Source organism: Streptomyces coacervatus (assembly GCF_029223485.1).
Classification (GTDB): Bacteria; Actinomycetota; Actinomycetes; order Streptomycetales; family Streptomycetaceae; genus Streptomyces; species Streptomyces coacervatus.
In genome coordinates this window covers 117,265-139,638 of sequence record NZ_JARHTP010000016.1, presented here as the reverse complement: position 1 = coordinate 139,638, position 22,374 = coordinate 117,265, and the positions used below count along the sequence as shown (strand labels likewise).

Annotated in this window: 20 protein-coding genes; 13 read left to right on the top strand and 7 right to left on the bottom strand. The window is 70.7% G+C overall.

Going from position 1 to position 22,374, the window contains the following annotated elements; all coding sequences use genetic code 11:
• The first annotated feature begins 49 nt into the window (after positions 1–49).
• Both P2Q00_RS33925 and P2Q00_RS33920 read left to right on the top strand, forming a co-directional pair.
• On the top strand, positions 50–913 hold the full coding sequence (locus P2Q00_RS33925) for a phosphatidylinositol-specific phospholipase C/glycerophosphodiester phosphodiesterase family protein (protein ID WP_275777440.1): 864 nt from the start codon (positions 50–52) through the stop codon (positions 911–913).
• A 110-nt stretch (positions 914–1,023) separates the two neighbouring features.
• On the top strand, positions 1,024–1,218 hold the full coding sequence (locus tag P2Q00_RS33920) for a hypothetical protein (RefSeq protein WP_275777439.1): 195 nt from the start codon (positions 1,024–1,026) through the stop codon (positions 1,216–1,218).
• 27 nt (positions 1,219–1,245) lie between these two features.
• On the opposite strand, the gene P2Q00_RS33915 is transcribed toward P2Q00_RS33920, so the two are convergent.
• The 4 genes from P2Q00_RS33915 to P2Q00_RS33900 all read right to left on the bottom strand — a co-directional run bounded on the left by P2Q00_RS33915 (position 1,246) and on the right by P2Q00_RS33900 (position 4,845).
• Positions 1,246–2,409, bottom strand: a complete 1,164-nt coding sequence (locus P2Q00_RS33915; protein WP_275777437.1) for a phosphodiester glycosidase family protein — start codon at positions 2,407–2,409, stop codon at positions 1,246–1,248.
• A gap of 192 nt (positions 2,410–2,601) precedes the next feature.
• A complete protein-coding gene (locus tag P2Q00_RS33910; protein ID WP_275777436.1) occupies positions 2,602–2,961 on the bottom strand; it encodes a DUF779 domain-containing protein in 360 nt (119 codons plus the stop codon).
• Positions 2,962–3,016: 55 nt separating this feature from the next.
• Complete coding sequence (locus P2Q00_RS33905) at positions 3,017–3,565, bottom strand: GNAT family N-acetyltransferase (protein WP_275777434.1); 549 nt, start codon at positions 3,563–3,565, stop codon at positions 3,017–3,019.
• Between the two features lie 14 nt (positions 3,566–3,579).
• A complete protein-coding gene (locus P2Q00_RS33900; protein WP_275777433.1) occupies positions 3,580–4,845 on the bottom strand; it encodes a YhgE/Pip domain-containing protein in 1,266 nt (421 codons plus the stop codon).
• A 305-nt stretch (positions 4,846–5,150) separates the two neighbouring features.
• Between P2Q00_RS33900 and P2Q00_RS33895 the strand changes: the two genes are divergently transcribed.
• The 3 genes from P2Q00_RS33895 to P2Q00_RS33885 all read left to right on the top strand — a co-directional run bounded on the left by P2Q00_RS33895 (position 5,151) and on the right by P2Q00_RS33885 (position 11,220).
• A complete protein-coding gene (locus tag P2Q00_RS33895; RefSeq protein WP_275777677.1) occupies positions 5,151–7,226 on the top strand; it encodes a xanthine dehydrogenase family protein molybdopterin-binding subunit in 2,076 nt (691 codons plus the stop codon).
• Between the two features lie 24 nt (positions 7,227–7,250).
• Entirely contained in the window at positions 7,251–7,703 is a 453-nt protein-coding gene (locus tag P2Q00_RS33890; RefSeq protein ID WP_275777432.1) for a (2Fe-2S)-binding protein, read from the top strand.
• A 142-nt stretch (positions 7,704–7,845) separates the two neighbouring features.
• Positions 7,846–11,220 (top strand): pyruvate carboxylase, encoded by a 3,375-nt coding sequence (locus P2Q00_RS33885; protein ID WP_275777430.1) that lies wholly within the window; start codon positions 7,846–7,848, stop codon positions 11,218–11,220.
• Positions 11,221–11,286: 66 nt separating this feature from the next.
• On the opposite strand, the gene P2Q00_RS33880 is transcribed toward P2Q00_RS33885, so the two are convergent.
• Complete coding sequence (locus P2Q00_RS33880; protein WP_275777429.1) at positions 11,287–12,333, bottom strand: amidohydrolase family protein; 1,047 nt, start codon at positions 12,331–12,333, stop codon at positions 11,287–11,289.
• A gap of 109 nt (positions 12,334–12,442) precedes the next feature.
• Between P2Q00_RS33880 and P2Q00_RS33875 the strand changes: the two genes are divergently transcribed.
• The 8 genes from P2Q00_RS33875 to P2Q00_RS33840 all read left to right on the top strand — a co-directional run bounded on the left by P2Q00_RS33875 (position 12,443) and on the right by P2Q00_RS33840 (position 20,653).
• On the top strand, positions 12,443–14,068 hold the full coding sequence (locus P2Q00_RS33875) for a bifunctional 3-(3-hydroxy-phenyl)propionate/3-hydroxycinnamic acid hydroxylase (protein ID WP_275777427.1): 1,626 nt from the start codon (positions 12,443–12,445) through the stop codon (positions 14,066–14,068).
• Between the two features lie 8 nt (positions 14,069–14,076).
• Positions 14,077–14,949 (top strand): alpha/beta fold hydrolase, encoded by an 873-nt coding sequence (locus P2Q00_RS33870; protein ID WP_275777425.1) that lies wholly within the window; start codon positions 14,077–14,079, stop codon positions 14,947–14,949.
• A complete protein-coding gene (locus tag P2Q00_RS33865; protein WP_275777423.1) occupies positions 14,946–15,944 on the top strand; it encodes a VOC family protein in 999 nt (332 codons plus the stop codon). The genes P2Q00_RS33870 and P2Q00_RS33865 overlap by 4 nt, the downstream gene beginning before the upstream one ends.
• Before the next feature lie 78 nt (positions 15,945–16,022).
• Complete coding sequence (locus tag P2Q00_RS33860) at positions 16,023–17,108, top strand: S-(hydroxymethyl)mycothiol dehydrogenase (RefSeq protein WP_275777422.1); 1,086 nt, start codon at positions 16,023–16,025, stop codon at positions 17,106–17,108.
• A complete protein-coding gene (locus P2Q00_RS33855; protein WP_275777420.1) occupies positions 17,108–17,737 on the top strand; it encodes an MBL fold metallo-hydrolase in 630 nt (209 codons plus the stop codon). Before P2Q00_RS33860 ends, P2Q00_RS33855 begins: the two co-directional genes overlap by 1 nt.
• Before the next feature lie 199 nt (positions 17,738–17,936).
• The gene (locus tag P2Q00_RS33850) at positions 17,937–18,299 is read left to right on the top strand and encodes a bifunctional 3-phenylpropionate/cinnamic acid dioxygenase ferredoxin subunit (protein ID WP_275777419.1); all 363 of its coding nucleotides are present in this window, start codon (positions 17,937–17,939) and stop codon (positions 18,297–18,299) included.
• Positions 18,296–19,456, top strand: a complete 1,161-nt coding sequence (locus P2Q00_RS33845) for an NAD(P)/FAD-dependent oxidoreductase (protein ID WP_275777418.1) — start codon at positions 18,296–18,298, stop codon at positions 19,454–19,456. Before P2Q00_RS33850 ends, P2Q00_RS33845 begins: the two co-directional genes overlap by 4 nt.
• Before the next feature lie 66 nt (positions 19,457–19,522).
• A complete protein-coding gene (locus P2Q00_RS33840) occupies positions 19,523–20,653 on the top strand; it encodes an aromatic ring-hydroxylating oxygenase subunit alpha (RefSeq protein WP_275777417.1) in 1,131 nt (376 codons plus the stop codon).
• Between the two features lies 1 nt (position 20,654).
• Here P2Q00_RS33840 and P2Q00_RS33835 read toward each other — a convergent pair whose 3' ends face one another.
• Both P2Q00_RS33835 and P2Q00_RS33830 read right to left on the bottom strand, forming a co-directional pair.
• Positions 20,655–21,401 (bottom strand): IclR family transcriptional regulator, encoded by a 747-nt coding sequence (locus P2Q00_RS33835; protein WP_275777675.1) that lies wholly within the window; start codon positions 21,399–21,401, stop codon positions 20,655–20,657.
• Positions 21,402–21,577: 176 nt separating this feature from the next.
• Entirely contained in the window at positions 21,578–22,240 is a 663-nt protein-coding gene (locus P2Q00_RS33830; protein ID WP_275777415.1) for an aggregation-promoting factor C-terminal-like domain-containing protein, read from the bottom strand.
• Between the last annotated feature and the right edge of the window lie 134 nt (positions 22,241–22,374).

The window sequence follows — 22,374 nt, the reverse complement described above, 5'->3', positions numbered from 1 at the left end:
CCGCCCGATACTCCCTGTGGTTCCGACCCGCCCCACAGGGAGGCAGAACATGGCCCTCATCACCCGCCGCAGAGCCCTCACCGCGTTCGGCGCCACGCTCGCGGCAGTGCTCGCCCAGCCCGCCGGCAGCGCCTTCGCCGAGGAACGGACGCGCTGCCCCCGCCCGTTGTGGAACGCCCACGCCCACAACGACTACGAGCATCCGCGCCCTCTCTTCGATGCCCTCGACCACCGCTTCGGCAGCGTCGAGGCCGACATTTTCCTTGTCGGCGACCAGCTCCTCATCGGCCACACGGTGGACGACCTGGACCCGACCCGCACCCTGGAGTCCCTCTACCTCGACCCGCTGTCCGCCCTGGTCAAGGCCAACCACGGCAGTGTGTACCGGGGTTACCGCAGGCCGCTCCAGCTGCTCATCGACATCAAGACCGAGGGCTCGTCGACGTACCTCGAACTCGACCGCCATCTCCAGCGCTACCCGCACCTGTTCACGACGTACGCCCACGGCCGCGTGCACCCCGGAGCGGTCACCAACGTCATCTCCGGCGACCGCGCCGCCCGTACGCCCATGGAGGCCCAGACCGTACGGCGGGCCTTCTACGACGGCCGGCTCACCGACCTGGGCAGCCCGGCGCCCGCCTCCTTCATCCCGCTGATCAGCGACAACTGGCAGCTCAACTTCACCTGGCTCGGCGAGGGCGCCTTCCCGGACGTCGAGCGGCAGAAGCTGCACGGCATCCTCGACCAGGCTCACGCCCGCGGGCAGAAAGTGCGCTTCTGGAACACACCCGACCTGGCGGGCCCCGCCCGGGACGCGCTGTGGACCGAACTGCTCGCCGTCGGCGTCGACTACTTCAACACCGACGACCTCGCCGGCCTCGAGGCGTTCCTGGACGCCCACCGGGCGGCGTAGAACCACACGTTCGGAGTACAGGTCAGCCGCCCGGACGAACCCTCCGCTACGCCACACTTACGGCCGAACGCCGCAAACCGGAAGTGGCGGCGCAGCGGAGGAGGTTGACAATGGCGATTTCCATCTCAGTGGTGGTGCTGCTGCTGATCCTGGCGGTGATCTTCACCCGCAACGGCGGACTGAAGATCTCCCACGCCCTGGTGTGCGCGCTGCTCGGCTTCTACCTGGCCGGCACGAGCATCGCGCCCACCATTCACAGCGGCGTCACGGCGACGGCGGGCATCGTCAGCGGTCTCAGGCCGTAAGAGCCTGTGGATCACGACGCCGTTTCATCACGTGGAGAACACCCCGATGCCGTTCGGCACCCGTCGTTCCGCGTCGCCGGACGGGTGGTTGCGTACGGTGACGGTGGCCGCCCCGGGCACGCGGGCGACCAGGGTCGTCGATCCGCCGCCGTCCAGACTGAAGGCGTCGACCGAGCCCAACGACCGCATGGTGGTGGCCACTTCGGAGATGGTCAGACCCTTGCGGTACGCGGGCGCACCGTCCAGCGCGAAGAGCAGCAGCCGCTTTCCGCCGTTCGCGATGCCGACGGCCGTGCGCACTGCCGCGGCCGTGTCGTCGAGGCCCGAGAGTGGCCGGCCGCCCTTCAGGACGGGGTAGCCGCCGAGCGCGAAGCTGTACGCCTTCCGGGAGGTGGCGGAGACCAGCCGGTGCGTCACCGTCACCGGCTCGCCCTTGAAGAACTTCCGCAGCCGCTGCGCGCCCGCCTCCCGGCCGACGAGCACTGTGGTCCCCGCGGCGATGGCACCCTTGCCCGGTGTGTCGGACGTGGCGACGACCCGGCCCTTGCGGACCGTCACCTCGTAGGTGTCCGTGCTGCAGTCGGCCGCCCGGTCGGTGTCCGTGCCGCAGGTGGCGCGGACCCGGGAGACGCTGCCCCAGTCGGAGGTGAAGGCGCCGACCGAACCCTCCGGCAGCGCGTACTGGTTGAGCCCGCCCAGCGGCAGCCGTCCCGCCGGAGTGCGGACCGACCCGGCCAGGGCGAGGCTGTCCAGCCGGGCCCTGCGGTCGACGCCCACGCCGAGCACGTCCCGGGTGGTGGTGCCCGGGGGCAGCTCCGGCCCGAAGCGCTGTCCGTCCGGCACCGACGACTTCAGAACGTGCCCGTTCACGATCGCCGGTCCGTCGGTGGAGCCCGTCACCTCGACGCCCGGGTGCTGCGCCTCGGAGATGTTGAAGAAGTCGCCGTTGATGCCGGCGACGGCGCCCTGTGCGTCGGCCATCCTGGAGACGGCGGCCCGTGCGGCCACGGCCCCCGGATAGAGCAGGCCGAGGCGTACGTGCGTGTTGCGCAGATCGACGGTGAGCAGATGGGCGTGGGTCACGCCCTTGGCTCCCTGGACGTCGAACTGTGCGTAGGTGACTCCCGGCGCGAGCGTGGTGCTGCCCGGCACGGTGCCGCCCGGCAGGCCGCTGGCCGGTGCCGCCCCCACCAGGGCTGCACCGGCCAGCGCGCCGAATGCCGTGAGAAACGCCAGTGCCGATCTGACCGACGTCCGAATGGTTCTGTCGGATCTGCCTGCTGCGAAACGCTTCTGACGATGCGTCACAGTTCCCCCTGAGGGATCGTCAAATGTCTCAGGTCTCAGGGGAAGTGCACCAGATCGCGGTGGCCAGCGGGATGGCTATGGGCCGACTACGCGAGAACGGGTGAGAAAACGCACCCCCTCGGGTGCCTCCAGCGAGAAACCGCTGCCGCGGCCTGCTACGACGTCCACGATCAGCCGGGTGTGGCTCCAGGCCTCGTACTGGCTGCGCGACATCCAGAACGTCACCGGCTCCGCCACCCCCTCGACCTGCAGCTCCGCGAGCAGCACATCCGAGCCTCCGGTGCGGAACTCGCCCTCCGGGTAGCACATGGGCGCGCTGCCGTCGCAGCAGCCGCCGGACTGATGGAACATCAGCGGGCCGTGCGTGGCGCGCAGACGGCGCAACAGGTCGGCGGCCGCGGGGGTGAGTTCGACGCGCGGGGTCTCCTCGGACATGGGGTCAGGGCAGCACGGGCAAGGTTGCGAGAGGGTTGCATCCCTGGCGGTCGGCTCAGCCCGCCGGACAGGCCCGCGCCGCACTTGGCGCCGCGTAGCAGCGGAGGGTCACGACCTGGTCCGGCGACCAGCGCTGTTCGACGACGTCCAGCAGCTCCCAGCCCAGCCGCTCGTACAGGGCGGTCGCCGCCGTGTCGGAGGCGGCGACGACGTCGAGCACGGGGTGCAGGCCGCGGCCGTGCGCCTCCGCGACGGCCCGGGCCATCAGCGCGGCACCGAGGCCGTGTCCGCGTGCCTCCGGGGAGACGAACAGCCGGCTCACCACAGCGGCGGCTTCGGCGCCGACCCCCGCGCGTGCGCCCCACAGCCCGGGCGCCACGTCGCCCCTGCCGCCGCGGGACAGTCCGACGTGGCCGACCACACGACCGTCGAGCTTGGCCACCCAGGCCGCCAGCAGCGAGCGCGGGGTCAGCCAATCCGTCGGCTTCTCGGGCCAGTTGACCGGGTAGCCACTGTGCTCGTGCACCACGGCAAGCACCTGGACGCAGGCGTCGAGATCGCGGCCGGTGCGCCGCCGGACACACGGGCCGGGTTCGTCGGGCATGGACTCATGGTCGCTCACGCGGGCTGGGGCGTCAGGCGTTTGTGGCCCTTGCGGTCGTAGTACCGCGTCATGGCGAAACCGAAGAGCAGGGCCAGGGACGCGCCGATCGCGATCATGATCCAGGAGCGGGTCAGGCCGGCGTCCCCGCGGGCCTCGAAGTAGAGGATGGCGCGGACACCGTCGCTGAGCTGGCGCATGGGCTCGAAGTGGGACAGAAAGCGGTAGAAGCCGGGCACGGCCTGGAGCGGCACGGTGGCGCCCGAGGACGGCAGGCCCAGGACGATGAACACGAACATGGACACCAGCTGGCCGACCCCGCCGAAGGCCGCGTTGATGGCCTGCACGCCCAGGCCGACGGCAAGGGCGGCGCAGTAGGAGTAGATCCACAGCAGCGGGATGTGGGTGGCGTCCATGCCCAGGATGGTGATGGTGGCGAGCATGATCAGGGAGACGCTGACGACCGTGATGCCCGCGGTCATGACCATGTTCAGCAGCAGCGTCTGGGTGCGGCTGATCGGCACGGTGGGGCGGCGGGTGTGCAAGGGGCCGATCTCGGTGTCGGCGTAGCCGAGGGAGGTGTCGACGGCATTGCTGATGACATTGCCGCCCATGAAGCCGGCCAGCACGAGCAGCAGCGTGTAGTAGAAGGCGCTCAGCCCGAGGCCGCTGTGGCTGCCGATCGGGTGGCCGACCTGGGTGACGACATTCACCGGGTCGGCGAGCAGCAGCTTGGTGGTCGAGTTCGCCTGCGTGCCCGCGGCAGCGGTGAGTTGTTTGCCGATCGTCTGGGAGGCCTGCTGGGCCGCCGTAGTGGTGATCTTGCTGGCGAGGGAGGAACCGAGGCTGCCCTTGCCGGGGTTGGTGAGCACTGTCATCGTCGGCCGTGTGGTGGCGTCGGCCGTGGTGAGCGCGGTGATGGACGCGGTGAAGTCGGCGGGGATGACCAGGGCGCCGTAGACCTTGCCGGAGTCGAGCTCGTCCTTTGCCTCGGCGAGGCTGAGGGTGCGCCATTCGGCCTTGTCGTTGGAGGTGTCGGAGGTGATGGCCGCGGCGATCTGCGTGCCCGCGTTCTGCTTCTGCCCGGCCGGCGGCTTGCCGGTGTCGCCGTTGACCAGTGCGATGGGCAGATGGTGCAGGGCACCTTGCGGGTTGACGATGCCACCCATGTAGAGCAGGGCCAGCAGCAGGGCGAGCAGTCCGGTCAGGACGGTGGGCATGAGCCACAGCTTGGGGCGGCCCAGCAGTGTGACGGCACGGGCCTGGGGGCTGGCGTCGGCCATGGTTCTCCGTAGGTTGTGGGGACGGGACGTCTACCGCACGCTCCTCGACAGCACCCAGAGCCTACGGACGAGCGGGGGCCCAGGAGAGCAGGCCGCGCGCGACAGGCCGGAACTGGACGGCGGTGCGACGCCTCTCAGGCAACCCACAGTCCGACCGGCCCCTCATACCTGTTGACGTATCAGAGGTATCAGTCGGAGCAACCCGCGAGGAGTGTCTCTTGGACGGCATCGAGTCCTCCGCCGCCGGCACCGGCCCGGCCCCGGACGCAGGAGCCCCACGGCACGCGGTGTCCCGGCGCAGGTTCATGGTGTACTCCCTGGCCGCGTCGACGCTCACCATCGCGGCCCCGCTCGCCTGCGACACCTCGCCGGCCCAGGGCACCGAGCCCGCCCGCGGACCGTCCGACGCGCTGGTGACCGGCGCCGACGACGAGATGCTCGTCCTGGAGGTCACCCGGGCCAACAGGATCGTCGTACGGCTGCCTCGGGTCGAGGTCGGGCAGGGCATCACCACCGCCGTCGCCATGATGATCGCCGAGGAGCTGGACGCCCGGCTCGCCGACGTCGACATCCCCCTTGCCGACGCCCGGACCAAGGGCAACCAGTACACCGGCGGTTCGAACTCGGTCGTCTCCCTGTACGGCCCGGCCTGCCAACTGGCCGCCACCGCCCGCGCCAGACTGGTCACCGCCGCCGCCAGGCGCTGGCACCTGCCCGCCTGGAGCCTGCGCACCGGGAACACCATGGTGATCGCCCCGGACGGCCGCACCGCCACCTTCGGATCCCTCAGCGCGAGCGCCGCCAAGATCCGCCGTACGGCCGTATCCGCCAAGCCCAAACCGGCGTCCGAACACAAGGTGATCGGGCGGCCCGCGACCCGTATCGACGCCCGGGACATCGTCACCGGCAAGGCGAAGTACACCGGGGATCTGTCCGTGGCCGGGGCCAAGCCGACCGTGGTGGCCCGGCCGCCGACGCTCGGCGGGAAGATCGTCTCGGTCGACGAGCGGGCGGCCCGCGCGCTGCCCGGTGTGCACGCCGTGGTCCGGGTGCCGGGCGGGGTCGCCGTGGTGGCCGAGACCTTCCACCATGCCTTCAACGCCCGCGACGCCCTGAAGATCAAGTGGGCGGCAGGTCCGTCGGCCTCGCTGTCCGACGCGCAGATCCGCTCCCGGCTGAAGGCCGCGGTCCCGCACCTGGGCTCCCCGCCGCGTGGATCGACGCAGGTGGAGGGCGAGTTCGAGTTCGCCTTCGTCAGCCACGCCCCGATGGAGGTGCTCACCGCGATCGCGGACGTACGCGCCCACAGGGCCGAGATCTGGTTCTCCTCCCAGACACCGACGGACGCCCGGGACAGCATCGCCTCGGCGACCGGTCTGCCGGCCTCCGAGGTCACGGTCCATGTGCTGCGCGGCGGCGGCTCGTTCGGGCGGCGGCTGAACTTCGACGCCGCGATCGAGGCCGCCCTGATCTCGAAGGCGGCGAAGCGGCCGGTCAAGCTGATGTGGAGCCGCAATGACGACACCCGGCACGGCAGGATGCGTCCCGCCGGCCACCACCGGATCCGCGCCAGCCATGCGGACGGAAGGGTGGTCGCCTTCGCGCACGCGACGGCCTCGGTCAGCGAGTCGTACGGCAAGAAAGGCACCGCGAACCAGGCCTCCTTCGTACGACCGGTGTCCGCCCCGCACCCCAGCGACTCCGGGCTCTACAACTTCGGCCGCCTGTCCGGCGATTCGGGCCAGGTCGAGCTTGCGATGCCGCTGGGCGCCTGGCGGTCGGTGGACTCCGGGACGACCCGGACCGCCCAGGAGATCATGGTCGACGAGGTGGCGCGCAGCCTGGGCAAGGACCCGGTCGCCTTCCGCCGTACGACGCTGCGGAGCAAGGCCGTCAAGGCCGTACTCGACAAGGTCGCCGAGGCCGGGAACTGGGGCCGGGCGATGCCCGACGGGCACGGGCAGGGTGTCGCCGTGCACGAGGAGTACGGATCCTGCGTGGCCTGTCTGGCCGAGATCGACGCCAGCGACCCGAAGAACCCCCGGGTCACCAAGGTGGTGATGGCGGCCGACGTCGGCACCGCCGTGAACCCGCGCGGACTTGAAGCGCAGCTCATGGGCACCTCGATCGACGGGATCTCCACCGTCCTGAGCGCCGGACTGCACATCGACCGGGGGGCTGTGCGCGAGGGCAGCTTCGGCGACTTCCACTGGGCCCGCCAGCGCAACGCCCCGCTGCACTTCGAGGCGCACATCATGCCGTCCAAGGGGGAGCCCGGCGGCGCCGGCGAACTCGGCGTTCCGGCCGCCTCCGGAGCCGTCGCCAACGCCTACGCCCGGGCGACCGGCACCAAGCCGCGCCGCTTCCCGCTGAACTTCTGAGCCTGAACACCCGAGAAGGTACCGATGCCCTCCTATTCCTTCGTCCTCAACGGCAAGCCGGTCACCGTCGAGGCCCCGGCCGACATGCCGCTGCTGTGGGTGCTGCGCGATCTGCTGCATGTCACCGGCCCCAAGTACGGCTGCGGCGTCGGCGTCTGCCGTGCCTGTACGAGCCATCTCGACGGCGCGGAGATCCAGCCCTGCGTGGTCAAGGTCAAGGACTGCGCGGGCCGCAAGGTCACCACCATCGAGGGCCTGGCCGACGGCGACACCCTGCACCCCGTGCAGCAGGCCTGGATCGACTGCGACGTCTCGCAGTGCGGCTTCTGCCAGCCCGGGCAGATCATGGCCGCCGCGGCCCTGCTGAAGAAGACGTCCGAACCGACCGACGCCGACATCGACGCCATCGAGAACGTCTGCCGCTGCGGTACGTACTCCCGCATCCGCGAAGCCATAAAGAAGGCCGCGAGGCCATAAAGAAGGACGTCAGGGCATGGAGAGGGCCGCCGACCGCACTCCGTGACCCGACACGCGCAAAGAGTGGCCGGACTCACATGGCCAGAAAGGCAGGTCACCGACACCATGGGGGACGTCCACCGGCAGGCTGAAGGGAGCGGCGATGTTCCGCAAGGTACTGGTCGCCAACCGTGGTGAGATCGCGATCAGGGCATTTCGCGCCGGCTATGAGCTGGGCGCGAGGACCGTTGCCGTCTTCCCGCACGAGGACCGAAATTCGCTGCACCGGCTCAAGGCCGACGAAGCCTACGAGATCGGCCAGCCGGGGCACCCGGTGCGGGCCTATCTCTCCGTCGAGGAGATCGTGCGTGCGGCGCGGCAGGCGGGCGCCGACGCGGTCTACCCCGGCTACGGGTTCCTGTCCGAGAACCCCGAACTGGCGAAGGCCTGCGAGGAAGCGGGCATCACCTTCGTCGGCCCGAGCGCGCACACCCTCGAACTGACCGGCAACAAGGCGCGGGCCGTGGCCGCCGCCCGCGCGGCCGGCGTCCCGGTGCTCGGCTCCTCCGCACCCTCCACCGACATCGACGAACTCGTCCGCGCGGCCGACGAGATCGGCTTCCCGGTGTTCGTGAAGGCCGTCGCGGGCGGCGGCGGGCGCGGTATGCGCCGCGTCGAGGACCCGGCCGCGCTGCGCGAGTCCATCGAGGCGGCGTCCCGCGAGGCGGCCTCCGCGTTCGGCGACTCCACCGTCTTCCTGGAGAAGGCCGTCGTCGACCCCCGCCATATCGAGGTGCAGATCCTCGCCGACGGCGAGGGCAACGTCATCCACCTCTACGAGCGTGACTGTTCCGTTCAGCGCCGCCACCAGAAGGTCGTCGAGCTCGCCCCCGCACCCAATCTCGACCCGGCGCTGCGCGACCGGATCTGCGCGGACGCGGTGCGCTTCGCCCGCGAGATCGGCTACCGCAACGCGGGCACCGTCGAGTTCCTGCTGGACCGCGAGGGCAACCACGTCTTCATCGAGATGAACCCGCGCATCCAGGTCGAGCACACGGTCACCGAGGAGGTCACCGACGTCGACCTCGTCCAGTCCCAGCTGCGCATCGCCGCCGGCGAGACCCTCGCCGACCTCGGGCTGTCCCAGGAGACGGTGAAGCTGCACGGCGCGGCACTCCAGTGCCGTATCACCACCGAGGACCCGGCCAACGGCTTCCGCCCGGACACCGGCCGGATCAGCGCCTACCGCTCGCCCGGCGGCTCGGGCATCCGCCTCGACGGCGGAACCACCCATGCCGGTACGGAGATCAGCGCCCACTTCGACTCGATGCTGGTCAAACTCACCTGCCGGGGACGGGACTTCAAGACCGCGATCGGCCGGGCCCGGCGCGCCGTGGCCGAGTTCCGCATCCGCGGCGTGGCCACCAACATCCCGTTCCTGCAGGCGGTGCTGGACGACCCGGACTTCCAGGCCGGGCGGGTGACGACGTCGTTCATCGAGCAGCGCCCGCACCTGCTGACCTCGCGGTCCTCCGCGGACCGGGGCACCAAGCTGCTGACCTATCTCGCCGACGTCACCGTCAACAAGCCGAACGGCGAGCGCCCTCACCTGATCGAGTCGACCACCAAGCTGCCCTCGCTGCCCGCCGGCGAGCCGCCCGCGGGCTCCCGGCAGAAGCTCGTCGAGCTCGGCCCGGAGGGCTTCGCCCGCGCGCTGCGCGAGTCGCCGACCATCGGCGTCACCGACACCACCTTCCGCGACGCCCACCAGTCGCTGCTGGCCACCCGGGTCCGCACCAAGGACCTCCTCGCGGTGGCGCCGGTCGTGGCACGGACTCTGCCCGAGCTGCTGTCCCTGGAGTGCTGGGGCGGCGCCACCTACGACGTCGCCCTGCGCTTCCTCGCCGAGGACCCCTGGGAGCGGCTGGCCGCCCTGCGCGAGGCCGTCCCCAACATCTGCCTCCAGATGCTGCTGCGCGGCCGCAACACCGTGGGCTACACCCCGTACCCGACCGAGGTGACCGACGCCTTCGTCCAGGAGGCCGCGGCCACCGGCATCGACATCTTCCGCATCTTCGACGCCCTCAACGACGTCGGCCAGATGCGGCCCGCCATCGACGCGGTACGTGAGACGGGCACGGCGATCGCCGAGGTCGCGCTCTGCTACACCTCGGACCTGTCCGACCCGAACGAGCGCCTGTACACGCTGGATTACTACCTGCGGCTCGCCGAGCAGATCGTCGAGGCGGGCGCCCACGTGCTGGCCGTCAAGGACATGGCGGGCCTGCTGCGCGCCCCGGCCGCCGCCAAGCTCGTATCGGCGCTGCGGCGGGAATTCGACCTGCCGGTGCACCTGCACACCCACGACACCGCCGGCGGCCAGCTCGGCACCTACCTCGCGGCGATCCAGGCGGGCGCGGACGCGGTGGACGGAGCGGTCGCCTCGATGGCCGGTACGACCTCACAGCCGTCCCTCTCGGCGATCGTCGCCGCGACCGACCACTCCGACCGCCCGACCGGCCTCGACCTCCAGGCGGTCGGCGACCTGGAGCCGTACTGGGAGAGCGTCCGCCGGGTCTACGCCCCCTTCGAGGCGGGCCTCGCCTCCCCGACCGGGCGCGTCTACCACCACGAGATCCCCGGCGGCCAGCTGTCCAACCTGCGCACCCAGGCGGTCGCGCTCGGCCTCGGCGACCGCTTCGAGGAGATCGAGGACCTGTACGCCGCCGCCGACCGGATGCTGGGCCGCCTGGTCAAGGTCACCCCGTCCTCCAAGGTGGTCGGCGACCTCGCCCTGCACCTGGTGGGCGCCGGGGTGCCGCCGGAGGACTTCGAGGCGACGCCGAACAGGTTCGACATCCCCGACTCGGTGATCGGCTTCCTGCGCGGTGAGCTCGGCACGCCGCCCGGCGGCTGGCCCGAGCCCTTCCGCAGCAAGGCACTTGAGGGCCGCGCCGAGGCCAAGCCGGTGCAGGAGCTGACGCCGGAGGACCGCGAGGGCCTCGCCAAGGAGCCCCGCGCCACCCTCAACCGTCTACTCTTCCCCGGCCCGACCCGCGACTACGACACCCACCGCCTGGCCTACGGCGACACCAGCGTCCTGGACAGCAAGGACTTCTTCTACGGGCTGCGCCCGGGCAAGGAGTACACCGTCGACCTCGAACCCGGCGTCCGGCTCCTCATCGAGCTGGAGGCCGTCGGCGAGGCCGACGAGCGCGGCATGCGCACGGTGATGTCCACCCTGAACGGCCAGCTCCGGCCGATCCAGGTGCGTGACAAGGCGGCCGCCTCCGATGTCCCGGCGACCGAGAAGGCCGACCGCACCAACCCGGGTCACGTCGCCGCCCCGTTCGCCGGCGTGGTCACCCTCGCGGTCGCCGAGGGCGACGAGGTGGACGCCGGGGCGACGGTGGCCACCATCGAGGCGATGAAGATGGAGGCCGCGATCACCGCCCCGAAGGCGGGCACCGTCGGCCGGCTGGCCATCAACAAGATCCAGCAGGTGGAGGGCGGTGACCTGCTCGTCGAGATCGGATGAGCAGACGTCCGACCCGCATACGGTGGGCCCGGTACGGCAGTTGCCGTGCCGGGCCCGCCGTGTTTCTCACCGGGTGCCGGGCTGGACGAGCTTGAAGAAGAGCCGGGCGCCGGCCCGCCTGGCGGACTGACGCAGGCGGACGGTGGGGGACTGGGGCGGAGCCGGTACGGGGGCGCCGCCCAGACGGGGGAAGAGGGCTTCGGCATTGGTGCGGTTGACGGCCGCGAGCGTGTCGGCGTCCACGCCGGTGTCCAGGCCGGTGGCGAAGTACTGGCCGGCGGCTGTCGGCGCGAACGGCCAGTCGCTGCCGAAGAGGACGTGCCCGGGGCGCGCGAAGGCGAGCAGCGTCGGCAGGGCGGCCGGGCTGGAGGACAGCGCGGTGTCGAAGTAGAAGCCGCGGAGGTCGTCCAGTACGTCCCGCGGGCTGCGCCCGGTGTCGCTCGCGATCGCGACGGCCATCCGGTGCGAGGCGTACGGCACGAAGCCGCCCGCGTGGCTGAGGACGAACCGGATGTTCGGGTAGCGCCGGACGATGCCGTTCCGGACCAGGAGGTAGGCGGCCCGGGTGGTGTCCAGCAGGAAGTCGGCGGCGAACGGCGGGATGTTCTCGACGGCGGGTGCCGGGAGTTCGGCCGGGTGGACGAAGACGACGGCCCCGCGCTCGTCGAGGACCTGCCACAACTGGTCCTGCCCGCCCGCACCGAGATAGGTGCCCCGGTTGTTGGCGAGCAGGGTGACGCCATCCGCGCCCAACTCGTCCAGGGCCCGCCGGGCCTCGGCCGCCGAGGCGGAGACGTCCGGCAGGGGCAGGGTGGCGAAGTACCCGAAGCGGCCGGGGTGTTCGGCAGCGAGCGAGGCGGAGAAGGCGTTCAGCTGCCGGGCCAGATCGGCGGCTTCTCCCGGGTCGGTGAGGAAGCCGGTGCCGGGCGTCGAGACGGACACGATCGCCGTGGCGGTGCCCAGGAGATCCATCACCTCCAGCGCGGCCCCCGCGCTCCAGTCGGGCAGCTCACGACCCCCGGCCTCGGCGATGCCCGCCTTGGCGAGAGCGTCGCGATAGAGCGGCGGGACGACGTGATGGTGGACGTCGACCCGGCGGGGTGCGCTGGTCATGAGGCGGCTCCTGTATGTGTCCGGTGCTTGACCCTCTCCCGCGCCCACCTTACCGTAGCGACCATTCCAATTGGAGTGAGCGTTACAGGTACGACAGTGAGGTGGCCCGATGAGCGGGATCAGCGCTCGGGACAGAGCTGAGAACAGAGGCGAGGGCAGGGTCGAGGACAGCGCCTACGACGTGGCGGTGATCGGCTACGGGCCCACGGGTGTCACGGCGGCGAACCTGCTGGGGGCGATGGGCCTCAGGGTCGTCGTGCTGGAACGCGACGCGGAGGTGTACTCCCGGGCCCGGGCGATCTCCACCGACGAGGAGGTCGTACGGATCTGGCAGCGCATCGGCCTGGCCGAGCGGCTCAAGCAGGACATGCTCGCCGAGCGTCCGCTCGACTTCGTCGACGCAGGCGGCCGGCCCTTCCTCAGCGCCCGCCCCGCCCCGCGCGGCCACGGTCATCCGCCGCAGATGTTCCTCTATCAACCGGCCCTGGAGCAGGTCCTGCGCGACGGCGTCGACCGCTACCCGAACGTGGAGGTGTGGCTGCGGCACGAATGCCTGCGGCTGCGGCAGGACCCCCAGGGCGTCGAGCTGACGGTGGCCGGGACGGCCGACGACTCCGTACGGAGACTGCGCGCCTCCTACGTCATCGCGGCCGACGGCGGCTCCAGCCTCACCCGCGCCCAGCTCAACGTCGGCTACGAGGGCCGCACGTACGAGGACCGCTGGGTGGTCATCGACACCAAGATGCTCAGCCCGTGGCCGGACCACGACCGGCTGCGCTTCCGCTGCGACCCGGCCCGCCCGGCCGTGGACTGCCCGACCCCGCTGGGCCATCACCGCTGGGAGTTCCCGATCCTGCCGGGCGATGACGAGAAGTACCTGACCACCCACGAGGCGATCCGCTCGTTGGTGGCCCGGTACGGGATCGGCCGGGACCAGATCGAGATCCTCCGGGCCACCGTCTACAGCCACCACGTCCGCTTCGCCGCCCGCTTCCGCGTGGGCAGGGTCTTCCTGGCCGGCGACGCCGCGCACGCCATGCCGCCGTGGATCGGCCAGGGCATGGCCGCCGGTGTGCGGGACGCGGCCAACCTGTGCTGGAAGCTCGACGGGGTGCTGCGCGGCGAGCTGCCCGAGTCGGTGCTCGACAGTTACGAGGCCGAGCGGAAACCGCACGTCAAGGAGGTCACCAGGCGGGCCGTGTTCGTCGGCCGGATCATCACCGAACGACGGCCGGCCGTCACCCGGGTCCGCAATGCCGCCCTGCGCGCCCTGAACCGCGTGCCGGGCTGCAGCAACTGGCTGCAGGACTCGAACTGGATCCCCGTCGCCCACTACGCCGAGGGCCTGCAGGCCCGCCCGCGCACCAAGGCCGGCGGGCACCAGATCCCCCAGCCCTGGGTGACGGGACCCGACGGCGTACGGGTGCGCCTGGACGACGTACTCGAAAGCCGCTGGCTGCTCCTGCGCACCGAGTCGTCGGCACCCCAGCCCTCCTGGGACTGCCCGGCCGTCCCCGCGCTCACCGTCACGCCCGCCGGATCCTGCCCCGCGGAAGGCACCCTCGTCGACAGCGACGGCGTACTGCTGCCCTGGATGACCCGGCACCGTGCGGCCACCCTCGCCCTGCGCCCCGACGCCTACGTCTACGCCGCCGCACCAGCAGGCGCCCAACTTCCGCCGCCCCCGGACGGATTCACCCCTGTACCTCGTACGACCGCCGCCATCACCCCGTGAGGACCACCATGACCACCCAGACCGAACTCCCGGACCTGCAGGAACGCCTCCTCGACGTGGCCGGCAGGAAGGTCTTCGTCGCGGAGACCGGCGACGGTCCGGCCGTCCTGCTGCTGCACGGCGGCGGTCCGGGCGCCTCCGGTGTCTCCAACTACGGCCGAAACATTGCCGAGTTGGCCAAGGAGTACCGGGTCGTCGTGCCCGACCTGCCCGGCTACGGGCGCTCCAGCAAGGGAGTCGACGGCGCCGACCCCTTCGGTCATCTCGCCGAGGGCATCCGTGGGCTGATGGACCGACTCGGGCTGGACAAAGCCCACTTGGTCGGCAATTCCTACGGCGGCGCCTGCGCCCTCCGGCTCGCCCTGGACACCCCCGACCGCGTCGACCGCATGGTCCTGATGGGGCCGGGCGGCATCGGCACCACCCGCGCCCTGCCCACACCCGGCCTGACCAGCCTGCTCAACTACTACTCCGGAGACGGCCCTTCGCGGCTCAAACTGGAGAAGTTCATCCGCAACCACCTCGTCTTCAACGCCGCCGAAGTGCCCGACTCCGTCATGGACGAGCGCTACCGGGCCAGCATCGACCCCGAGGTCGTCGCCGCCCCGCCGCTGCGCCGCCCGTCCGGCCCGAACGCACTGCGCACCCTGTGGAAAATGGACTTCACCCGCGACGGACGCCTGGCCCGGCTGCCCGTGCCGACCCTGGTGCTGTGGGGTGCAGCGGACAAGGTCAACCGCCCGTCGGGCGGACGCATGCTGGCCGAACGCATGCCCAACTGCGACCTGTACCTGGTCGCCAACACCGGTCACTGGGTGCAGTGGGAGCGCGCAGAGCTGTTCAACCGGCTGTGCGCCGACTTCCTGGCAGGCCGGCGATGAACACCACCCCATCGGTCTTCGGTGCCGTCCACCTCGGCTACATCGTCATCGAGACCAACCACCTCACCGACTGGCGCCGCTTCGGCACCGACGCCATCGGCATGCACCACGACCCGATCTCGCGCGACCTGATGCGCTTCCGCCTCGACGAGCAGGAGTGCCGGTTCCTGGTCCAGCGCGGTCCGGCGGAGGACGTCGTGGCCATCGGCTGGCACGTCGACGACCACCGCAGCTTCGAGCAGATCGAGGCCCGCATACGAGCCCACGGCGTCCCCTGCGTCGAAGGCGGTACGGAGGAAGCGGCCCTGCGGGGCGTCGAACGCCTCCTGCGCTTCCCTGGCCCCAAGGGCATCACCCAGGAGATCTACACCGCCCCGGTGCAGTCGTCCGAGCCGCTGCACATGCTGGCCTCGGGCTTCGTCACCGGCGACTCCGGCATGGGTCATGTCGCGATCACGTCCACCAGGCCGGCTCAGCTGCGCGGCTACTTCCACACCGTCTTCGACGCCCGCCTCACCGACTGCATCGACGAGACCATCAGCGGCGTCAAGCTCAAGATCCGCTTCCTGCGGGTCAACGAACGCCACCACTCCATCGCGGTCGCCGCCGTCCGCGGCCTGCCGATCGACCCGGTCCGCACCCGCGTCCAGCACCTCAACATCCAGACGGCCACCCTCGACGACGTCGCCCAGAGCTACCAGCGGGTCCACGAACTCGGCTTCGAGATGGCCCTGTCCGTCGGCCGGCACACCAACGACAAGGAGCTGTCCTACTACGCCCGCACCCCCTCGGGCTTCGAGTGGGAGGTCGGCTGGAACCCCGTCGTCGTCGACGAGAGCACCTGGGAGCCCAGCACCCACCAGGGCATCAGCATCTGGGGGCACCTGCCCGTCGGCCGGACGATCATCGACAAACTCGACCAGTTCCGCCTGGGTGCCCGCTCCCTCGCGCGGTCCGAGGCCACGGTCCCGGCCCTCAGTCTCCGAGAGCCTTGACCCGGGGTCGGCGCTCCACGATGCTGTGTTGCGGCACATGAGATGTGTGCCGTATAGAGCAACTGTCGAGGAGTGGCCATGTCGCACCAGGTCCGTGGAGTCGTCGCGCGGGGCAAGGGCGCCCCCGTCAGCCTGGAGACGATCATCGTGCCCGACCCCGGCCCGGGGGAGGCGCTGGTGAAGATCGAGGCCTGCGGGGTCTGTCACACCGATCTGCACTACCGCGAGGGCGGCATCAACGACGACTTCCCCTTCCTGCTCGGTCACGAGGCCGCGGGCGTGGTGGAGTCGGTGGGGGAGGGCGTCACCGATGTCGCCCCCGGTGACTTCGTGATCCTCAACTGGCGCGCCGTGTGCGGGCAGTGCCGGGCCTGTCTGCGCGGCCGGCCCTGGTACTGCTTCAACACCCACAACGCCAAGCAGAAGATGACCTTGCTCGACGGCACCGAGCTGTCCCCGGCGCTGGGTATCGGCGCGTTCGCGGAGAAGACGCTGGTCGCGGCGGGGCAGTGCACCAAGGTCGACCGGTCCGCGTCGGCGGCCGCCGCCGGCCTCCTGGGCTGTGGTGTGATGGCGGGCATCGGGGCCGCGATCAACACCGGCAACGTCGGCCGCGGCGACAGCGTGGCGGTCATCGGCTGCGGCGGTGTCGGCGACGCCGCGATCATGGGGTCGAACCTGGCGGGTGCCGCGAAGATCATCGCGGTGGACCTGGACGACCGGAAGCTGGAGACCGCCCGCAAGCTGGGCGCGACCCACACTGTCAACTCCAAGGAGACCGACCCCGTCGAGGCGATCCGTGAGCTGACCGGCGGCCACGGCGCCGACGTCGTCATCGAGGCGGTCGGCCGCCCGGAGACGTACCAGCAGGCCTTCTATGCCCGCGACCTCGCCGGCACGGTCGTCCTCGTCGGTGTACCGACCCCGGAGATGAAGCTCGAACTCCCCCTCCTGGACGTGTTCGGCCGGGGCGGGTCGCTCAAGTCCTCCTGGTACGGCGACTGCCTGCCCTCCCGCGATTTCCCGATGCTGATCGACCTCTATCTGCAGGGCCGCCTGAACCTGGACGCCTTCGTCACCGAGACCATCGCCCTGGACGATGTCGAGAAGGCCTTCGAGCGGATGCACGGCGGCGACGTGCTGCGCTCGGTGGTGGTGCTGTGATGACCGTGCGCATCGAACATCTCGTCACCTCGGGCACGTTCTCGCTGGACGGCGGCACCTGGGACGTCGACAACAACGTGTGGATCATCGGCGACGACCACGAGGTGATCGTCATCGACGCGGCCCATGACGCCGACGCCATCGCCGAGGCCGTCGGCGACCGTCGCCTCACGGCCATCGTGTGCACCCACGCCCACAACGACCACATCGACGCCGCGCCCGCACTCGCGGCGCGCACCGGCGGCCCGGTCCTCCTCCATCCCGACGACCTGCCGCTGTGGAAGCAGACCCACCCGGAGCGGGCGCCCGACGCCGAACTGGCCGACGGACAGGTCCTCACGGTGGCGGGCATCGAACTGACCGTGCTGCACACCCCCGGACACGCCCCCGGAGCCGTCTGCCTGTACGCGCCGGCGCTCTCCGCCCTCTTCAGCGGTGACACGCTCTTCGCGGGCGGACCAGGGGCCACGGGAAGGTCGTACAGCCACTTCCCGACCATCATCGAGTCCATCCGGGAGCGGCTGTTGAGTCTGCCCGAGGGGACCGTCGTGCACACCGGCCACGGGGACACGACCACCATCGGCGCGGAGGCCCCGCATCTGCAGGACTGGATCGACCGCGGTCACTGACCTTCTGACCTGCTCGAAGGCACTGATTCCGGTGTCGACCCCTGCCCTGAGGGTGTTGCCTATCGTGCGCCAAGTTGCATGAAAGGCAACATCTGGCAGGGGTCAAAGGGGCCCCTGAACTCCTTGACAAGGGTTCGGGGCGACCTCAGACTGATGTTGCGCTTACCGCAATCCGTTTCGTTATACGCACCGAGGTGTCATGATGATTCCCGTGTGCCGTCTCGCGGATCTCCCGCGAGGTGAGGCCTTCCGGCTCGACATCGATCCGCCGGTCTCGGTGTTCCATACCGACGACGGCGAGGTCTTCGCCATCGACGACACATGCACCCACCAGGACGCCTCGCTCGCCGACGGCTGGCTGGAGGGCTGCGAGGTGGAATGCCCGCTGCACGCTTCGAAGTTCGACCTGCGCACCGGCGCCGTCGACGCCCCGCCGGCCAAGCTGCCGGTGCGGACGCACGAGGTCGTCGTCGAGGACGGCATGATCCACGTCCAGGTGTCCACCGACGCCCCCAACCTGCCGCCCTGCATCGCCTCCCGGCTCGCCGGAGGTCCCGCGTGAGGACGGTCGCCGTGGTCGGCGCCTCGCTGGCCGGCCTGTCGGCGGCGCGCTCACTGCGCAAGCAGGGCTACGACGGACGGCTCGTCGTCATCGGCGACGAGGCCCACCGCCCGTACGACAGGCCCCCGTTGTCCAAGGAGTTCCTGGCCGGCACGATCGGCGAAGCGGATCTCGTGCTGGAGACGGACGACGAGGACCTGGGCGCCGAGTGGCTGCTCGGCGCCCGCGCCACCGGACTCGACCGGACCGAGCGCGCCGTCCGGCTCGCCGACGGCAGTCAGGTCCGCGCCGACGGCATCGTCATCGCGACCGGCGCCGCCGCCCGCACCCTGCCGGGCGCCGAGGGCCTGGCAGGGGTGCACACCCTGCGCACCCTGGACGACGCCCGCGCCCTGCGGGACGAACTGGCCCGCGGCGGACGGCTGGTGGTGATCGGCGGCGGCTTCATCGGCGCCGAGGTCGCCTCCACCGCCTACGCCCTCGGGCTCGACGTGACGGTCATCGAGGCGGCCCCGACGCCACTCGCCGGACCGCTCGGCGAGACCATGGGCACCATCGTCTCCGCGCTCCACGCCGACCACGGCGTACGGCTGCTGTGCGGCGTGGGCGTCAAGGGACTCAGCGGCGAGCGGAAGGTCGACGCCGTCCTGCTGGAGGACGGCCGCAGCATCCCCGCCGACATCGTCGTCGTCGGTGTGGGTGCACGCCCGTGCGTCGAGTGGCTGGAAGGCTCCGGCATCGCGCTCGACAACGGCGTGAAGTGCGGTGCGGACGGCCGCACCAGCCTGGCCGGCGTGGTCGCGGTCGGCGACTGCGCCAACTGGTACGACCCCCGCGCGGGCGCCCATCGCCGCGTCGAGCACTGGACCGGTGCACGGGAGCGGCCCGATGCCGCCATCGCCACACTGCTGGCGGGCGGCGCGGTGGAGCCGGGGGTGCCCCGGCCGCCGTACTTCTGGTCGGACCAGTACGGCGTGAAGATCCAGTTCGCCGGTCATGCGGCCGGCGCCGACAGTGTGACGGTCGAGGAGGGCGCCGCGGACGACCGCAACGTCCTGGCCGTCTACCGGCGGGCCGGCCTGCCGGTCGCCGTGCTCGGGATGAACCAGCCGCGGCTGTTCACCCGCTGGCGCAAGCAGCTGAGCGCTTCGCTGTGACGCACACAAGCACCGTCCCGCGCCCCTGTGGGGCGCTTCTACCACGACGTTCCCGAGGAGTGCACCGTGACCTCGACCAGCCTGCCGGACAGCCTGATCGCCACCCTCCCCGGCTCCTCCTACACGGATCCGGCGATCTTCGCCCAGGAGCAGGAGCGCATATTCGAGACGATGTGGTTCTGCGTCGCGCGCTCCTCCGAGCTGGCCAAGCCCGGCGCCTTCCGCACCGTCGACGTGGGTCGCGAGAGCATCCTCGTCACCCGCTCACGTGACAACTCGATCCGTGCGTACTTCAACGTGTGCCGGCACCGTGGAGCCAAGCTCTGCACCGAGGAGTCCGGCGAGGTCAAGCGGGCCTTCCAGTGCCCGTACCACGCCTGGACCTACGACCTGAACGGCAAGCTGGTCGCGGCGCCCAACCTCACCAAGATGCCCGACGTCGGCCGCACCGAGTACGGCCTGGTGAGCGTGGCCGTGCGGGAATGGCTCGGCTATGTCTGGGTGTGCCTGGCGGAGAACCCGCCCTCCTTCGAGGAGGACGTCATCGGCGAGGTCGTCGCCCGCCTCGGCGACGTGGAGTCGATCGAGCACTACGACATCGACAACCTCTCCGTCGGCAAGCGGATCGTCTACGACGTCAAGGCGAACTGGAAGCTCATCATCGAGAACTTCATGGAGTGCTACCACTGCGCCACCATCCACCCCGAACTCACCGAGGTGCTCCCCGAGTTCGCCGACGGCTACGCCGCCCAGTACTACGTCGGGCACGGCGCGGAGTTCGGCGAGGAGGTGCAGGGCTTCACCGTCGACGGCTCCGAGGGTCTCGACCGCATCCCCGGCGTCGCCGACGACCAGGACCGCCGCTACTACGCGATCACGGTCAGGCCGCAGGTCTTCATCAACCTTGTCCCCGATCACGTGATCTTCCACCGGATGTACCCGGTGGCCGTCGACCGCACGATCGTCGAGTGCGACTGGCTCTACCTCCCGCACGTCGTCGAGAGCGGCAAGGACGTCAGCCGGTCCGTGGAGCTCTTCGACCGGGTCAACCGCCAGGACTTCGACGCGTGCGAGCGCACACAGCCCGGAATGAGCTCCCGGATGTACGCCAAGGGCGGGGTGCTGGTGCCCAGCGAGCACCACATCGGTGCCTTCCACGACTGGGTGAACGAGCGCCTGGGCACCCCCAAGGGGTGACTCAGCCCAGGTAGCCCATCCGGTGGCTGATCTCCTCGGCGCCCTTGATCAGCACCGGGGCGAGCTCGCGCATCCGCTCCTGGGTGAACCGGTAGGAGGGGCCGGAGGCCGTGACCGCCGCGATGACTTCGCCGTCCCTGTCGAGGACCGGCGCGGCCATGGCGTGCAGACCGATCTCCAGCTCCTCCCTGGTCCAGGCGTAGCCGGCCTCCCGCGCCTCGGCGAGGTTCTTCTCCAGCTTCGCCTTCGAGGTGATGGTGTGCGGCGTGACCTTCTTCAGGCCCGCCTCGGCCAGCAGCGTGGCGCGCTCCTTGGCGGGCAGGTAAGCCAGCAGGACCTTGCCGCTGGACGTCGCGTGCAGCGGGGTCAGCTGGCCGACCCAGTTGTGCGCGGTGACCGCTCCGGGGCCGCGCACCTGGTAGAGGTTGATCGCGTAGTGCTCCTGGAGCACTGCGATGTTGACCGTCTCGCCGATCTCCTCGGCGAGCCGCTCGCAGACCGGCCGGCCCTGCTGCGTGATGTCGATGCGTCCCGTGACCGCGCCGGCCAGGCGCACGATGCCGAAGCCGAGCCGGTACTTGCCGCGCTCGCCCGCCTGCTCCACCAGACCGCGCGACTCCAGGGCGCCGAGCAGGCGGAAGGCGGTGGACTTGTGAACATCGATCTCGGCGGCGACTTCACTGACGCCCGCCTCGCCGCGCTGGGCCAGGATCTCCAGGACGCTGATGGCTCGGTCGACCGACTGCACTCCGCCGGCCTGCGAATTTGACGTTTCGGTGTCTTGGCTGTGGTTGCTCACAGCGAAACTATACGCGTAGTACGGTACAAACTCTTTACCCGCGCGACTCTGACCAGGTCTTTTCTCCTGGTAAGGGGCGGTTGGTCGGGGGGCGATTCACGCGCCTGTGGGGGCGTGCGACGGCCTCAGTACGCGTGGTGGACCTGCCAGAAGGCCCAGGCGTCGCAGGGGCTGCCGTAGGCGCTGTTCATGTAGTTGAGGCCCCACTTGATCTGGGTGGCCGGGTTCGTCTGCCAGTCGGAGCCGACGGTCGAGTACTTGGAGGCGGGAAGGGCCTGGACGAGGCCGTAGGCGCCGGAGGAGGGGTTCATGGCGTGCATGTCCCAGCCCGACTCGCGGGTGACGATGTTGCTGAAGCACTGGAACTGGCCGCTCGGCACGATCTGTGCCGCCAGCGCCTTGATCTGGGCGGTGGAGTAGGTGGTCAGCACGGGCGTGACCGGAGTGTCGTGGGAGGCGGCCTTCTTGGCCTCCGTGGCCTTCTTCGCGGCCTCCTGCTTGGCGACCGCGGTCCTGGCGGCGGCCTTGCGGGCGGCCTCCTCGGCGTCCTTCTTGGCGCTCGCGTCCGCCTGGACGGCCTGGGCGTCGGCCTGCTGCGTCAGGGAAGCGGTCTGCACCTGGGCCTGCTGCCCGGCGGGTATGTCCGCGAGGAGCGTTGCGTCGGCCGTCGTGGCCTCGGCGTCGTTCGGCTGCGCGGTGCTGCCCGAGGCGACGCCGACGACGCTTCCGACTGCGGTGACCGCCGTGGCCGAGGCCACCGCGAACCCTCGCACCGTGATCGGGTTCACTCGTCTTCCTTCCGGTTCGTCCGTGCCGCCTTGCTGTGACGGCTGCGGGCAACTCGCGAGGCGCGTCAGGCAGTTGGAACACTCTGTCGCGCCGGGGCGGGACGGCGCAATGGTGAAGGAGGTGTGGATGCTCA